A 15,627-nucleotide genomic window follows, 5' to 3' on the forward strand; every position below is an offset into this window, starting at 1 on the left:
ATCATTATGAAAATATCCAATCGCACACCAGGTTCCTCAGACAGGGAAAAAGAGTCGGAAGCAGTCTCTGAAACCTCTCTGCAGCAGTTCAGCAAGTTGATGGAGACCAAGTCCGTCAACCCGGATAAATTTCGTCAGGCGGAAGAGCAGTCGCAGGAGAAGCCGGTTCCGGACAAGGTCCGCAACGCCATGATTGAAATGGTGAAGAATGCATTCAAGACGGCGGAAAATCTATCCTCGCAAAACGCAGCAACGCCGCAATCCAAAGCAGGGCAAGCGGACGCAAAAGTCTCTATTCCGTCCCTGACCCAGACATTCGCGCAAAAATCCACAGCCAGCGAAAAAGGCGGGCTGTTGGGCAAACCTGAGTTAGCGCAACCTCTGCAAACGCTGTCTCAAGAGCAGGCGAAGAGTGAATCCCGTGTCTTCGCCAATCAGCTCACGAGCGACGCCGCTTTCAGCAATCTCAATCCGCTTAACAAACTGCCTTTGTCGGTGGAGAAGCCTGAATTGTCGCCTCCTAAAGCCAATGAAGACCTGGGCCAGATCAAGCCCGAGGCGCTTGATCGCAGCGCAATACAGCCAGACGACACGCCAACCCAGACCAAATCTGAAACGCTCATGGCGCAACGTGAGACGGAGTCCCTGGTCAATAAGCCGGGCGCCAATGGACAGACAAAACTTCCAGAGTCTACAAACACAGAACTCCCGTCAATTAAGCCCGGCGCTCACACGGACGCCCGCCAAAAGCCCGAAATTCAGACCAAAACCGAATCCGACCAGCGGAATAAATCGCCTTTACAGCCTACCCCCGAAAACAAAGCGGATATCCAAAACAAACCAGAAACAACTAACAAGTCAGAACCCACTCAGCCCCCCCCTGAAGTGAAGGCCGATACTCAACCTAAGCCGGAAACGACTGCGCAAGGCAAAACTGAAACGCCTGTCAAAGCCGAACCCGTTCAGACTAATCAAGACCCGGTGAAAACCAAACCGGAGAACAAGGCGGAGGTACAGGCTAAACCTGAGCCGACCAATAAGTCAGAACCCACTCAGGCCAACCCAGAGGTGAAGGCCGATACTCAACCTAAGCCAGAAACGTCCAACAAGTCAGAGCCAGCTCAGTCCAGCGCCGAGGTCAAAACCGATACCCAACCTAAGCCTGAAACGACTGCCCAGGGCAAAACCGACACACCCGCCAAAACGGAGCCTGTTCAGGCAAATCAAGATCCAGTAAAAACCAAACCTGAGAACAAGACGGAGGTACAGGCTAAACCCGAGCCTACCAATAAGTCAGAACCCACTCAGCCCAACCCTGATGTGAAGACCGATACTCATCCGAAGCCTGAAACGACTGCGCAAGGCAAAACTGAAACGCCTGTCAAAGCCGAACCCGTTCAGACTAATCAAGACCCGGTGAAAACCAAACCGGAGAACAAGGCGGAAGTCCAGGCTAAACCTGATCCGACCAATAAGTCAGAACCCACTCAGGCCATCCCAGAGGTGAAGGCCGATCCTCAACCTAAACCTGAAACGACTGCGCAAGGCAAAACCGACACACCCGCCAAAACCGAACCCGTTCAAACAAATCAAGATCCAGTAAAAACCAAACCAGAGAACAAGACGGAGGTACAGGCTAAACCCGAGCCGACCAATAAGTCAGAACCCACTCAGACCACCCCTGATGTGAAGACCGATACTCATCCGAAGCCTGAAACGACTGCACAAGGCAAAACCGACACACCCGCCAAAACCGAACCCGTTCAAACAAATCAAGATCCAGTAAAAACCAAACCAGAGAACAAGACGGAAGTCCAGACTAAACCTGAGCCGACCAATAAGTCAGAACCCACTCAGCCCAACCCTGATGTGAAGACCGAAACTCATCCGAAGCCTGAAACGACTGCGCAAGGCAAAACTGAAACGCCTGTCAAAGCCGAACCCGTTCAGACAAACCACGACCCGGTGAAAACCAAACCAGAGAACAAGGCGGATGTTCAAACGAAGCCAGAAACGTCCAACAAGTCAGAGCCAGCTCAGTCCAGCGCCGAGGTCAAAACCGATACCCAACCTAAGCCTGAAACGACTGCGCAGGGCAAAACCGACACACCCGCCAAAACCGAACCCGTTCAGACAAATCAAGATCCAGTAAAAACCAAACCGGAGAACAAGACGGAGGTACAGGCTAAACCCGAGCCGACCAATAAGTCAGAACCCACTCAGACCACCCCTGATGTGAAGACCGATACTCATCCGAAGCCTGAAACGACTGCACAAGGCAAAACCGACACGCTTGCCAAAACAGAGCCTGCTCAAATAAACCATGACCCTGTGAAATCCAAGCCGGAAAATAAGGGGAATATTCAGGCTAAGCCGGATACGGTCAACAAGACAGAACCCGCCCAGGCCAATCCTGGGGTAAAAACAGACGCTCAGCCCAAGTTTGAAACGCCACTCGACAGCGTTGACGCACCGCGTCCGGTAAACCGCACAACGGATCATCCCGAGCAATCCAGTAAGAAAACCGGGCACTCCAGTGTTGATGAGACCGTCATCCCCAAAAAACTCCCTGCTGACTCCCTTCACATCGGCCAGAACGCCAGCGTCACAGATCAACCTGGCCTTAACCAAAATCCCGAGCTAAGCGCCCAGGCAGTCTTAAAGTCTAAAGGGAGTCACAGTGACGCACACCTGAATCAGGCCGCCACCCAGGCGCCACTGAAAAAAACCGCCAGCGGCGCCCCCAATCCATTGGAGTCCCATAAAGGGGAGCCCGGCAGACCAGATGGATTGGCCGGCGATATCCTGCGTGGCGCTGACGTCGCCAGAACCCGAGCGACCGGCAAGGGCTCCGCTTCCTCCGAGCAACAGGAGCGTCGCGAAAAGTCGCCGCTGCAACAGAACAAAGACAAGACAGAGCAACCTCAAGAGCGCCGTGAAGGCCCCGTGGAGAGCTTTCAAATCCAGCCCACACAACAAAACCAGACGCGTGACGCCGTCGCCAACGCCGCAGGAGCAGAAACCAGCAAAGTTTCCACCCAGGAAAAAGTGGCGGAGATGCAGAAAATCGTCGATCAGATCGTCAGTCGCATCCTGGTAAGCAAACCAGGCTCCGGACAGCCTGAAGAACTGCGTCTGCTGCTGAGTTCCGGCCCGCTGAAAGGAACGGAAATCGCCATCATGCGAAAACATGGCGACATTCAGTTAAGTTTTAATACGCCCACACCTGAAACTCAGGCGCTGCTGGTGTCACTAAAGGGAGAGATGAGCACATCCCTGAGGAGCAAGCTGCCCAATGAACGTTTTGAAGTCAGGATTCAAGAAAGCAGAAAATCCAGCGTTTACGGAAAAGAGCCGGTACGCCGCGCCAAAGGCCAGCAGCAATGATTAAGCCGCTGACGATACCCCGCATGGGACGGATGCAGATGGAGCTGGATAACCTGATCTGCGCCCGTCGACGTCCTTTCCTGCTGTCGCTTCCTGAACATTCAGTTCAGTTCAGCCTGCATCGCCTGGAAATGCTGGAGACGTTCGTCAGCGTCGCCTTTTATGCGGAAGGCCGTCGCGGCCACCTGCACCTCGACCAGCGCGCCGCCAGCGCGCTGCTGGGAGAAGATCAGGATGCGTCCATTTATCCAGACGCACTGCTGTCAGCACTGCTAGCCGCCCAGTTGAATGGTCCGATACAGGCGCTTTCATCAGCACTGCAAACAGAGTTGGAGCTGGATGAGATCAGTCAGGACAGCACGATGCTCCTGTCCGGCGTCCGCATCGGCGCTCGCATCAGCGCCAACGGGTCCGCCGGTCTGGCCATGCTGGTCCCGCCCCCGCACATCGCCGGACGCGTCGCCGAGCTGCTCGCCTCTGTTCCCGCCGAGCCTGCGCCGACGCCCATTCAGCCAATGGCCTCCGCCCCCCTGTTATTGGCGGAGCGCCGGATATTTCTCAACGATTTCAAAGGCCTGGAGCCCGGTGACGTACTGATGCTGCCCCCTGGCGCGTCCGCGGATCTGGTGACTTTACGCCTGCCCGGTTACGGCGCCTGCCGCGCCCGACTCGATGATCACAAATTAGTACTGGTGACGCCCATGACTGCAGATATGCAAGACCTTTCCGAACCTCTCGACGCCCCATCCGACCTGGGCGCCCTGGAATTGAAGCTGGAGTTTTATCTCGGCTCTCTCAAACTGAGCCTGAATGAACTGTCGCAACTGACCGAAGGCGCGACTTTCGACCTGGGCCTGAGCCTGGATGCGCCGGTGGCCATGAAGATCAATGGACAGACCGTAGCCCGCTGCGAGCTGGTGGAAATCGATGGGCGTCTAGGAACGCGCGTAGTACGTTTGACCAGCGCCGACAGCGGGGTTACCGAGCATGGCTGACATACAGGCGATTCCCCTGATCGGGACCCTGGTCCTGCTGTCGCTGATTCCTTTCATCGCGATCATGACCACGTCTTTCATCAAGCTCGCCGTGGTGTTCAGTCTGCTGCGCAACGCCCTGGGCATTCAGCAGATCCCGCCGAACATGGCGCTGTATGGGCTGGCCATTGTGCTGTCCATATATATCATGGCGCCGGTGGGGTATCAGATTGCGGACACGGTGAAAGAGAAGGGGTTCGACCCCACTCAATCGGAGTCGCTCAAGGAGCTGGCCAACAGCGCTATTGATCCCATGTCTGATTTTCTGACCAAACACTCTTCGGAAAAGGAGCGCGGCTTCTTTCTGGAAAGTGCGGAAACCCTCTGGCCCAAAGAGTACGCGGCGCGTCTGGATACCGACAGCATGCTGGTGCTGGTGCCGTCGTTCACCATCAGCGAGCTGAAGTCCGCCTTTGAAATCGGCTTTCTGTTGTATCTGCCATTTATCGCCATCGATCTGATCGTCTCCAATATCCTGCTGGCCATGGGGATGATGATGGTCTCACCCATGACGATCTCCCTGCCCTTCAAGCTACTTCTGTTCGTGCTCCTGGACGGCTGGACCCGATTAACCCATGGCCTGGTGTTGAGTTACCAATGAGCGAAGCGGAAGTCATTCATTACGCCAGTCAGCTACTGATGCTGGTGTTGGTGCTGTCAATGCCGACGGTCATCGTGGCGGCGGTGGTGGGCACCCTGGTGAGTCTGGTGCAGTCGCTGACCCAGATTCAGGACCAGACCCTGTCCTTCGCCATCAAACTGATCGCGGTGTCCATCACTATCATGCTCACCGCACGCTGGCTGGGAATTGAGATCTATCACTTCTCCATGAATATCCTCGACCACATTGAGTTGATCGGCCCCTCATGATGACCCACTTGATGAGCGACACGCTGACGCTGTTCATGTTCACCGTGCCGCGTCTGCTGGCGGCCATGTCGGTCATGCCGTTCCTGAGCAAAAGCTTCTTCGGCGGCACATTGATCCGCAACGGCGTGGTGCTCAGCCTGTCGCTGTTTCTCTTTCCCATCGTGGACGAAGGCTACAAACCGGAAACCATGGCGCCGTTTATGTACGCCCTCATCATCCTCAAAGAAGTGATCATCGGTTTCTGTCTAGGCTGGCTGGCGGCGCTGCCGTTCTGGGCGCTGGAGGCGGTCGGGTTCTTTATCGACAACCAGCGCGGCTCCACCATGGCCAGCGCCATGAACCCGCTGACCGGCTCTCAGGCCTCGCCGGTTGGCATCCTGTTTGTGCAGACCTTCACCACGTTATTCTTTCTGGGGGGGAACTTTCTCACCCTGATGGGCGCTATCTACGCCAGTTATCACGCCTGGCCCATCTTCTCGTTCTTTCCAAGAATCGAGCTGTCCGCGGCGGGCTTCTTTTTTGCGCAACTGGATTACTTCATGGGCATTGTGGTGTTATTCGCCGCGCCACTGATCGCCTGTATGTTCCTGGCGGAGTTTGGCCTGGGCCTGGTCAGTCGATTCGCGCCTCAGTTGAACGTTTTCTTTTTGTCCATGCCGATAAAAAGCCTGGTGTGCATGGTGATGCTCACGTTCTATGTGGGCGTGTTGATGCGTATTTTCGACGAGCGTTATCTGCACACTTTTGATCTATTCAAACAGCTCAACGTGTTATGGGGGGCATGACGCATGAGCGATGAAAAGACCGAAAAGCCCACCCCCAAAAAGCTGCGCGACGCCCGTAAAAAAGGCCAGGTCGCCCACAGTAAAGACGTGGTGTCCACCGCGACTATCTGCGCCATGTTTCTATTGCTGCTGGCTACCTCTGACACCTATCTCTCACACTTGAGCATATTGATCGAACTGCCGGCGCAATATATGGACAAGCCTTTTCTGGAGGCGCTGCCGATGGTGGTCGATAACGTGATCTATGAGCTGATTTATCTCACGCTGATGCCCATTGGCGTGGTTATGGCGTCCGCTATTCTGTCCAACTTTCTGCAGGTAGGCGCGTTGTTCGCCGTAGAGTCAATCAAGCCTGATCTTAAAAAGCTCAATCCTGTTGAAGGCTTCAAAAAGATTTTCTCTGTAAAAAACCTGATCGAATTCATCAAATCTCTGATCAAAGTGGGTGTTCTGTCCTATCTGGTCTACATGCTGATTAAGAACAATCTCAATGATTCCGCCCGACTGCATTATTGTGAAGTGGAGTGCATCCCGGATTTTGTCGGGATGTTGCTGAAGCAGCTCATCCTGTATTCCGCCATTACCTTCATCGCTCTCGCTGCGGCGGATTTTTTCATCCAGAAACAGCAGTTTATAAAACAGCAAAAAATGAGTAAGGACGAGGTCAAGCGGGAATACAAACAGATGGAAGGCAGTCCGGAAATCAAGGGCAAGCGTAAGCAGATTCATCGGGAAATGATGAATACCTCCGTTCCGGCCCAGGTGAAGAAGTGCTCCGCCATCGTCACCAACCCCACCCATCTGGCGGTCGGCATCTACTATGAAAAAGGCGTGGAGGACGTGCCCAAGGTGATGGTGAAAGGCGCCGACCAAATGGCCAAAGTCATTCGCAAGATCGCCGAAGAAGAAGGCATCCCCATGATGGAGAACGTACCTCTCGCCCGTGGTTTATGGAAACGCGCCCAGGTCAACGACTACGTGCCCCCCGACCTGTTCGAAGCCGTCGCGGCGGTGCTGCAATGGGTGGACAGCCTGGATCAGCAAAAACAGCAACGCTGATATCTGAAATAGCTCAGGAACAACTGAATGTACATTTTCGCGCCCTATCTATTGGGCGCTTTTCAGGATTCCTTCTAAACTTAACTTACCAACCTCACTGATGTAGCTGCGTCATGCCCAAGTCCACCTTCCTGGCGATTGGTCTGCTGCTGTTACAGGGATTGTGGACGCCAACCGCACTTGCGGAGCCGCCGCCAATCCGGATCTGCTACGAATCAGATCCCATGCCCCCCTATTCTCTTTCCGACGCGGATGCGCTGCGTGATCGGGCTGGCGTGCTGCCGGAACTGATCCATGTCGCTGCGGACAGGGTCGGATTGCTGTTTAAATTCTATCGGCGTCCCTGGAAGCGTTGCATTCGCGACCTGGAAGAAAACCGCTTGGACGCACTCTTCGCCGCCATCTGGCTGAAAGAAAGGGAATCCTGGGGCGTTTACCCCAATATCAACGGCGAGCTGGACCCCAGCCGCCGGCTATGGAGCTCCACCTATCCCATCTTCGTCGCCAATGACAGTAAGCTCCAATACAGCAATGGAGCCTTTCAGGGCATTAAATTCGGCGTCGGTGCGCCCGTCGGCTACGTCGCCTATCAAAAACTGGAAAAAATGGGCGTGCTCGCACCCAGCAGCATGACGCCGGATATCGGCTTTGAACTACTTACCCGCAACCGACTCGACGGCTACGTCATCGACCAATCCATCGGCCGCACTCTGGCCAACAACATGGGGCTCAGCAACGCCATCACCACCCTCCCGGAACCCTTCCTCATCTCCGACTGGTATCTGGTCATCTCTCACAAATTCTACGAAGAACGCCCTCAGGACGCAGAAAGCCTATGGGCCGCCCTGGCGCAAACGCGAGAGGAAATAGGCGAATATTTGCTGGAGAAATATATGAGAGAGGAATGAGCGACGCTAAGCTGCCTGAGCGTTGATTATGAAGGAGTGAAAGCGCGGGACCATTTCGTTCTGGACATGCTGGCCACACACAAGATTCCAACGGTCATTATGACCAGCGGCGGCTATTCCAAGGATTCTTACCACCTGATCGCAGACTTGGCGCAACATCTGTTGGAAATGCCTGAATGACTCGCACGCAAAGCGATCGCCTCCCTCTCCAGCCCGGATTGAAAGCGAGCCGCTGACACAACGGCTCGATTAGCACTATCTACAACTCAATGGTCATAAACACACTATTCGGGTCTTCACTATAGTCCGCAAAAGGACCACACAGGGTGAAGCCATAGTTCGCGTAGAGCTGGTGGGCGGGTTGAAAGGCCGCCATGGAGCCGGTTTCCAGACTGATCCGGCGGTAATTCCGTTGACGCGCTTCGTCTAGAATATGACGTAATAAGTGGGAGGCGACGCCTTTACGAAGGTGCGAGGTCGCCGTGCGCATGGACTTTAACTCGGCGTGTCCAGCGTCCAGCTCTTTCAACGCGCCGCAGCCCATCAACTCAGCGTCGTCCCAGACAGTCCAGAAGGTGATCTCAGGCTTTTTGAGTCCCGTCAGATCCAACGCATGAATACTCTCCGGCGGCGAATTCTCCGCCATACCACGAAGGTGCTCCTGTAATAGCTCAGCCACTTCAGGGCCGCTTAAATCATCAATCCTGATTTCCATAACAAACCATTGCTTTGAGTGGAGTACAACGCAGGCGCAATCGCCGGCGGGTTATACAACCCTGTACGCTCGGAACATGTGCGGATATTTATGATTATTGCTGCGGGATTTTAATATAGCGCCGCGCATTTAGCGACGCCGCCGGCTTAGAGTACGTGAATTAGCGTCGAAGAGAGCTACAAGGTCTGGCTTTCCTGTATCCGACTGTTCATCGCCTGGGTCAGGGCTTCCATCTGGTCGTCCACATTGGCGCGAATGACGCCGAAGTTGCTTTCGATCTGGCAATCTCCGTCCCCCAGGTTGGGGTCGGCGATGACTTCGAACTTTTCCAGACCCGGGTAAAACTCCAGCGCTTCCTTGATCTTGGCGCGCACCGGCGCCGCCACGTCGGTGGCGATCTTGACCGTCACCTGGGCGCCTTCGCCAATGTGGTAAAGCGCTTTCCGCACGACTTGATAAGCAAGTTCTTCCTTGTCGAATTCATTCAGGATCTTGCGCACGGATTCAATCACCAGATTTGTCAGCGTCTGTTCAATTTCCTGATAGGAGTGAATGATTTGCGCAGCGTTGGCGAGCATCAGCTCGACTTGTTGATGACGCGCCTCGCGCAGGCCTTCCTCGAAGCCTCGCTTCTTCTCTTCCTCATAGGCTTCCCGCGCCTGCTGCATGATCATGTCAGCCGACTGTCGCGCCTCCCCCACGATCTGCTCGGCATCCTTTTTTACGCGGTAATCGTCCGCTTTAACAACGCCCTGCGGGCCAAAATCAGCCTGAGTATCGTTCAGTCGAATAACAGAGAGCATGATGGATCGATCTCCCGATAGAGTTTTAGCATGAGTCGCCGGGCTTCCTGTATTTGCTCCGGCGGCATCTGACGCGCGAATGCAGCGTCACATAATGGGCCCAAGGCAAACGGCAGTTTTAGCGCGAGTCGCCGGACAACGGATGGCGGCGCGCCTTCCAGCGCGCAGGCCAGCATATTCAAACCAGCCGAGCGCAGCCCCCGCGCAACCGCCTCCTGATCCATCCAGTCCGCAATCCCGAGATCAATACAAAAGGTCGGCGCATTTCTGGCCAGAAACGGCGCTTTCGCGACAGCGAAGCGGTGCAGTTCCGACGGCGCCGCCACCGCCTCCGCCCGTTTGGGAATACGCGCGGAATAGGCCAAGGCTCCTCCCAACAGAATCAAATGCTGAATCTGCTCTCCTGTCAAAAGCGGCAGGCGCTGATGCGCAGCGGCGAAGTCGCAGTCCATCGCCTTGGATAGACCGCAGCGCCGCAAGATGAAATCGGACATGGGCTTGCGGCTGTGCGGCCGTCGCCACAACCGCTCAATCGCCTCCCAGTGAGGGTCGTCCCGTAGCCAGCTGGCGTCCAGATAATCCGCCGGAAAGCGATAGAAATCATGGACCTGCCGCAACATCATGCTGCGGTAACGGGCCGAAGTGGGAGTAAATTCGCTCATGCCAGCTTCTGTATGGCCGGAGCCTGAATTTTACGTGGAATCCAACCCGCCCTGACGGCGTAATACAAGCCGGCGGCGATCATCAACACCAGCAGCGCGCCCACGCCTATCCATAGATAAATCAAAGCGCCGCTTGACGTCTCTTCGGGAGAGGTGACCCGCTTCAGGCTGGATGGAAACAAAGCGACGGAGACTTGGTCATATTCCAGGCCGAGAATACTGTTGGAGACCAGCGCTTTAATCTTCGGCGTCAGGGTTTCGATCGGCGCATCCTCGACGTATTTAATAAATACCGAGGCGGTGCTGGGCTTGGGATTCTTGTCGAATTTATCCCCTTCCTGCATCACCACATGCACCCTCGCCACCAACACGCCGTCGATATTCGACAATGTGTGCGACAACTCCTGGGAAATGGCGTAGATGAAGCGCGCTTTCTCTTCAGTGGGCGAAGAAATCAGACCATCTTTAGCAAAGATTTCCCCCATAGTGGCGAAATGCTGCTTGGGATAGCCTTGTCTCTGCAACACGCTGATGGCGCGAGCCACCTGCTGCTCAGGCAGCTTCAGACGCACGTTCTGGTCTTTGCCGGCGCCGAGCACTTCCATCTCCACATTAAATCCAGTGGAACGGAGAATCGCATACATCTCATTGCCTTCCTGCTGGCTCAAACCACTGTACAGCTCGGTCTTGCAACCGCCCAGCAGCAGTAACAGCAAACACAGTCCGGACCGCCAAATCTGTCGCTTTTTCATAGCTTACCCTTCAGTCTATTGCGCTCTTAACAGGCTTTCCGCATTTTTGTTGACCTTACTGGTCACCGCCAACGCCATCTGCTGCTGAATGGAAATCTGACTGACTTCAAAGAACAGCTTGTTGGCTTCCGCCGGCGAGCTGACAGGCTGATTCATACGTTGCTCCAACGCGTGAATGCGCTCCTGATAGCCTTTGCCCATGGCCTGCAACTTGTTCAGAATGGTGTCGCCTAAACTGATGAACGGTTTTTCCGCGTTCTGCGTCGCGTAGGTTTGATGCACCACCTGCACATTGCTGGCCGCTTGCGGGCGCCCCGCTTCCATCACCTCAGTAAAGCGGGCGATTTCATGAGCGTTAGCGCCGGAGCTGACCGGCTGCGCAAAGTCTTTCTGAAGCGCCTGATCCGGCGCGACGGCGGCGATTGCTGCATCCATCGCTCACCCCTCCGCCGCTTGCAGAATTTCTTCCGCCAGGGAGCCTTTGAAGTCAGGATTGGAGGTCAGACGAGGTATCAGCTCTTCCGCATCCCGGGTGCGTCCGGACCGTTTCATGGCGAACACCAGCAGCGCCAGCGCATCCATGTTTTCGTAGTCCAGCGCCGCCAGATTATCGGACAGCAGCTTGACGCCGCTTTCAAAGTCGCCGCCAGCGATCTTGGTCGCCGCCATACCCAGCCCTGCGGCAGTATGGCTGGTTACGTCGTCGGCGATCGCCGCCACGCCGCCAAAGATGACTTCAGCGTCCTGCAACCTGCCCTGCTCACAAGCCAGCACGCCGATTTCCGACACCCGCTTGATGAGACTTTCAGGATATAACATAAGCAAATCCTCTCAGTGTTCCTGATATTCTCGCCGCCGCTCTCACCAGAAAGCCTGCGGCGGGGATAACCGGGCCCAAAACAAAGCCGGGCCCGAGCAGTCGAGTGACCGTTAAGCCGCTTGACCGATTTTCTTGATAGAGTCCATGATCAGTTTGTGAATCATGGTCATGATCTCCCGCTCCAACGCCAGCTTTTGCGCTTCGGCGAAAGCGGCTTTCAGCATGTCGTTCATCGCAGAGGGAGAGTCCGGCACATTGATAGTGTCGTTGATGGACATATCGCTGATGTTTAACTCGTTCGCCATAGTGTTTTCCTCAATATTTCATTGGAATATAAGTTGGTTTGGTATAACCGCCCGCAGGGCGCTGACGGTCTTCAAGCCAGGGCCGCTCCGGCCGCTAACGTTGAAGTTTGGACCAGGTCTGCTCAAGTACGACGATCGCGCAGTCAATGCTTTCCTTGAATGCATTGTGACGTTTGAAGTCATCCTGATTCAGACCGGAGTTCAGTTTGCGCCGCACACTGGCGGACGCATTGGTTAACTCGTTAATCACGTTTCTCAGCATCACTCCGCCGGAGTCTTTACTGATATTTTCCGCATTGATTTCGGTGTCTACGGGTTCATTTCTTAACATTGGATTTAACATGCCTAGTCCACTCCTAATCGATATTGGATCAGTTTGTCTCCTCTGCGGAGCTGCAACATATGCGGGGTGATTTCCTCCACCCGATAGCCGTAATTGAGCTGGCTGCCGACGAAGTACTTTTCCCCGTTGCTGAGTACGAAGAACGGGGTTTTGCCCATGTAAATGCCTTTCACCACCAGATTGGGCAACGGCGCCAGCGCCATCTTGGTGTCAGCGGTCACCAGGTCTTCGAACCCGATAACGCCAGGCACGTCCACCTGCAGACGACCACGGTTCTTTTTCCAGGCCACGTCATCGTCCACATTGCCTTTCAACACCAGGAAGCCGGGGCGTTCGCCTTTAAACACGGAGACGTTGGAGTAGCCCAGGGCGGTCAGCGCAATTTCCGCGCCTTTAATCAGCTCATCGGTGACTTTCACCTTGAGCGTGGCCTGTAGCTTTTTCGTTTCCAGCCAACGCATGAGACGATTCAATTCACCGGCGTCATTCACATATCCCTCCACCAACCAGCTCACTCCATCCGCAAGCGCCAGCACTTTCACATTGGGTAACCCCAATGTTTGCGACAGTTCGCTTTGCAGATTGGCTCGGTCCGCGGCGACCACGCCTGCCTTGGATTTCTCCGCATTGGACATGGACCCCACCGCCAGCATCATCAGCAAGCCGGCGCAAGCGCCCATGACGCCCAGGCCGACTTTCATGCGATTAAAGGTTTCGGACCAGCTACGGCTGGGCAGAGGCGGCGTCGCGTCAGGGGTTTCCGTATCCCTCCCTGATGTCGGCGCGCCTGAATCCACATTTGTCTCCTCCTGTGCGGCGGACTCTGTGGAAACGATCGGCTGCGGCCATTCCGCCGGGCCGTTGGCGACGGCGAACTGAAAGTCGTCGACCGCTACGGGCGCCACCTCCTCCACCACCAAGTCCCGTTTCTCAGACACTTCGCCATTCAGTAACAAGCGGCTACCCTCCCTCAGCAGAGTCAGGCGTATTTGCTGTTCTTCAACTTGCAGTGAAAAGTGCGCCGCGAGCAGGTTGGGTTCCTGAAACACCAGATCGTCGTTATCGTCGCTGCCGCAGACGTATTTGCCGACGGCCAGATCCAGTTCGCTTCCTGCGTGAGCTCCGGAGAGAATTTTCAGCTTCCAGTCAGACATACGCGCTCTTACCAGTTATTTACCTGTTGCCGGTCAGTTCACTGTTTGCAGCGACTTGACCGTTGAATCGCCCATTCGTTTAGCCGCTCCGCCGCCCCTTTATTAATGGGTCAGCGGGTGGCAGCTGTTGATCATGCTGGCGTCGCCTTTCAGTGCGTCAGGGAACGCCTTTGCTACTCTTTGAGTGTCATCGCAGCGGGAATAGTTTCCGATAGCGACGGAATAAATTGGCTTCTCCCCGTTTTTCTCGACTTCCATCTGAGTGGGGAAGCCGCGCGAGTCAAAGTACTCACGGATCGCCACTGCGCCATCCTTGCTGGCGCTGCCGACCTGGAAGGCGTAGCCAGAGATTTTGCGGCCATTCGCAGCCAGACCGCCGGTGGGAACATCAATGATTTTGGGCGTCAGCAGGAATAACTTGACCATTTTCTTGCGGTTATGATTTGTCGTGCGGAACAGCACGCCCAGCAGCGGAATATCCTTGAGCAGAGGCACCCCGCCGACAGACTCGCTTTCGTAATCCTGGAAGAAGCCGCCAATCAGCAGGCTCTGCCCCAACCCCACCACGGTTTGCGTGTTGATGCTGCTGGTCTTGATAACGGGAATGCGATCCACTTCATCGCCAGTTTGCTGACCGTCTTCAATGGTGACCTCCAGATTGATTCCCTTTTGCTCCTCACCGCGCTGAATATGGGGCGTCACCCGCAACACAGAACCGACGGTGACTGGAAACAGGTCAACCTGTTCATTACCCTGCACCCGCACATGGAAAGTCGTGCTGTCATCCAGAACCGCTTCAAGGTGTTCACTGGTGACGACAGAAGGCCGCGACACCACCTGCGCATCGCCGTCCTCCACCAGCGCGTTCACTTTGGCGATGAAATAATCCAAGCCAGAGCCCAATACCGTTGAGAAAGAAGCGTCCGCTCCAGCCAGGATGGCCAGCTGGTTTTTGCTCGGGGCCGGAGTCTGCTTATCAATACCGCCGTATCCGAACTCGCCCAGCTTCTGATCACGGGCCTGCCAGCTCACGCCCAGCTCTTTCAGATTGGTGGCGCTGACACTGATGATGGAGACATTCACTTCCACCTGCTCAGACGGCTGATCAAGATTACGCACCAGGGCTTTGTACATCGACATGCGCTCCAGGCGGTCATACACGATAATGGAGTTGGTGCGGCTATCCGCCTCCACCCAGGCGCGCTCCCCGGTTCCCGGCATATCCGAGGTCACCGGACTGGACGTTCTCTTACCTTCCAGAACGCCAACGGGGCCGCCAATGCTGGTTTCTCCACTTTTACCCTGACCTGCGGCCAAAGCGCCACGCAACACGGAAGCCATACCCGGAACCACAACTTCTTTGCCGCGATAGCTTTGTATGCGATCCGCTGCGGTGGCGTAGCGCAGGCGGAACATCTGCATGGAGTACTGGTCGCGACGGGGCATGGTCACTACCTGGCTTTCCAGCACGGACGCGGTTTCCTGAATCAAATCCACCATAGAGGACGGACCGGAGATATAGACCATGCCTTTGTCGGGCATTTCCTTCCAACTGAAGCGCTCGTCCCAGATGCCGACTTTCTCCACCGCATTACGCAGTTGCGAGGTCTTGATATTGGTCAGCGTGATAATGCGGCTGACAATTTCATCACCGCGGAAAAAATGCAGCGTGGAGCCGTCGTAGTACCACTCGAACTCAAAGGATTTGCCCAGTATGTCGAGGAACTGGCGCGGCGACTCCCCTTTGAAACTGCCGTTGACCGTCCCTGCAATGCGAGGACTCACTGTCACCGGGATACCGTAGCTGGCGGCGAAGTTCTTCAATACGTCGGTCAGCGATTCGCCGTTGGCGTACAACTCATAAGGCGAGTTATTCCAGCGGGGTTCAGCGGCGAATGCGCAGGAGCAAGCCAATGTCAGCAACAGAACGATCAAGCCTTTAAATTTCATGCCTTACTTCCATCAATGTCTTTAGTTACTATTTATCAGGCAGGCAAATAGCGTCCTTCTATTTGTCCGCAACGACAGGC

General features: G+C 55.2%; 18 protein-coding genes. 8 read left to right on the forward strand and 10 right to left on the reverse strand.

The genetic code is table 11. The features are described from left to right. Positions 1-6: 6 nt before the first annotated feature. The 8 genes from AC2IBB_RS25830 (at position 7) to AC2IBB_RS25865 (ending at position 8,223) form a co-directional block, all read left to right on the forward strand. Positions 7-3,387 (forward strand): hypothetical protein, encoded by a 3,381-nt coding sequence (locus tag AC2IBB_RS25830; RefSeq protein WP_486329582.1) that lies wholly within the window; start codon positions 7-9, stop codon positions 3,385-3,387. Then, entirely contained in the window at positions 3,384-4,382 is a 999-nt protein-coding gene (gene sctQ, locus AC2IBB_RS25835; protein ID WP_486329583.1) for a type III secretion system cytoplasmic ring protein SctQ, read from the forward strand. Before AC2IBB_RS25830 ends, sctQ begins: the two co-directional genes overlap by 4 nt. Beyond that, positions 4,375-5,022 (forward strand): type III secretion system export apparatus subunit SctR, encoded by a 648-nt coding sequence (gene sctR / locus AC2IBB_RS25840; protein WP_486329584.1) that lies wholly within the window; start codon positions 4,375-4,377, stop codon positions 5,020-5,022. The genes sctQ and sctR overlap by 8 nt, the downstream gene beginning before the upstream one ends. Continuing rightward, the gene (sctS, locus tag AC2IBB_RS25845; protein ID WP_011398858.1) at positions 5,019-5,291 is read left to right on the forward strand and encodes a type III secretion system export apparatus subunit SctS; all 273 of its coding nucleotides are present in this window, start codon (positions 5,019-5,021) and stop codon (positions 5,289-5,291) included. The genes sctR and sctS overlap by 4 nt, the downstream gene beginning before the upstream one ends. After that, positions 5,288-6,076, forward strand: coding sequence for a type III secretion system export apparatus subunit SctT (gene sctT / locus AC2IBB_RS25850; protein ID WP_486329585.1), 789 nt, complete (start codon positions 5,288-5,290; stop codon positions 6,074-6,076). The genes sctS and sctT overlap by 4 nt, the downstream gene beginning before the upstream one ends. 3 nt (positions 6,077-6,079) lie before the next feature. Next, the gene (gene sctU / locus AC2IBB_RS25855) at positions 6,080-7,135 is read left to right on the forward strand and encodes a type III secretion system export apparatus subunit SctU (protein WP_486329586.1); all 1,056 of its coding nucleotides are present in this window, start codon (positions 6,080-6,082) and stop codon (positions 7,133-7,135) included. A gap of 113 nt (positions 7,136-7,248) precedes the next feature. Beyond that, positions 7,249-8,043, forward strand: a complete 795-nt coding sequence (locus tag AC2IBB_RS25860; RefSeq protein WP_486329587.1) for a substrate-binding periplasmic protein — start codon at positions 7,249-7,251, stop codon at positions 8,041-8,043. A 36-nt stretch (positions 8,044-8,079) separates the two neighbouring features. Continuing rightward, the gene (locus AC2IBB_RS25865; protein ID WP_486329588.1) at positions 8,080-8,223 is read left to right on the forward strand and encodes a hypothetical protein; all 144 of its coding nucleotides are present in this window, start codon (positions 8,080-8,082) and stop codon (positions 8,221-8,223) included. A gap of 79 nt (positions 8,224-8,302) precedes the next feature. Here the strand turns inward: AC2IBB_RS25865 and AC2IBB_RS25870 are convergent, their stop codons facing one another. The 10 genes from AC2IBB_RS25870 to sctC form a co-directional block, all read right to left on the reverse strand. After that, positions 8,303-8,758 carry a GNAT family N-acetyltransferase gene (locus AC2IBB_RS25870; RefSeq protein WP_486329589.1) on the reverse strand — a complete coding sequence of 152 codons (456 nt, stop codon included), beginning with the start codon at positions 8,756-8,758 and terminating at the stop codon, positions 8,303-8,305. Between the two features lie 176 nt (positions 8,759-8,934). After that, on the reverse strand, positions 8,935-9,561 hold the full coding sequence (locus AC2IBB_RS25875) for an HrpE/YscL family type III secretion apparatus protein (RefSeq protein WP_486329590.1): 627 nt from the start codon (positions 9,559-9,561) through the stop codon (positions 8,935-8,937). Further along, on the reverse strand, positions 9,540-10,223 hold the full coding sequence (locus tag AC2IBB_RS25880; RefSeq protein WP_486329591.1) for a SctK family type III secretion system sorting platform protein: 684 nt from the start codon (positions 10,221-10,223) through the stop codon (positions 9,540-9,542). Before AC2IBB_RS25880 ends, AC2IBB_RS25875 begins: the two co-directional genes overlap by 22 nt. Further along, the gene (gene sctJ, locus AC2IBB_RS25885) at positions 10,220-10,975 is read right to left on the reverse strand and encodes a type III secretion system inner membrane ring lipoprotein SctJ (protein WP_486329592.1); all 756 of its coding nucleotides are present in this window, start codon (positions 10,973-10,975) and stop codon (positions 10,220-10,222) included. Before sctJ ends, AC2IBB_RS25880 begins: the two co-directional genes overlap by 4 nt. A 15-nt stretch (positions 10,976-10,990) precedes the next feature. Beyond that, entirely contained in the window at positions 10,991-11,410 is a 420-nt protein-coding gene (locus AC2IBB_RS25890; protein ID WP_486329593.1) for a hypothetical protein, read from the reverse strand. Between the two features lie 3 nt (positions 11,411-11,413). Further along, positions 11,414-11,794 (reverse strand): hypothetical protein, encoded by a 381-nt coding sequence (locus AC2IBB_RS25895; protein ID WP_486329594.1) that lies wholly within the window; start codon positions 11,792-11,794, stop codon positions 11,414-11,416. A 111-nt stretch (positions 11,795-11,905) separates the two neighbouring features. Then, complete coding sequence (locus tag AC2IBB_RS25900; RefSeq protein WP_486329595.1) at positions 11,906-12,100, reverse strand: hypothetical protein; 195 nt, start codon at positions 12,098-12,100, stop codon at positions 11,906-11,908. A 94-nt stretch (positions 12,101-12,194) separates the two neighbouring features. Continuing rightward, entirely contained in the window at positions 12,195-12,443 is a 249-nt protein-coding gene (locus AC2IBB_RS25905; RefSeq protein ID WP_486329596.1) for a hypothetical protein, read from the reverse strand. Between the two features lie 2 nt (positions 12,444-12,445). Further along, on the reverse strand, positions 12,446-13,597 hold the full coding sequence (gene sctD, locus AC2IBB_RS25910) for a type III secretion system inner membrane ring subunit SctD (protein ID WP_486329597.1): 1,152 nt from the start codon (positions 13,595-13,597) through the stop codon (positions 12,446-12,448). A 102-nt stretch (positions 13,598-13,699) separates the two neighbouring features. After that, positions 13,700-15,547 (reverse strand): type III secretion system outer membrane ring subunit SctC, encoded by a 1,848-nt coding sequence (gene sctC, locus AC2IBB_RS25915; protein ID WP_486329598.1) that lies wholly within the window; start codon positions 15,545-15,547, stop codon positions 13,700-13,702. Between the last annotated feature and the right edge of the window lie 80 nt (positions 15,548-15,627).

This window comes from Hahella sp. NS-SX17 (assembly GCF_057367735.1).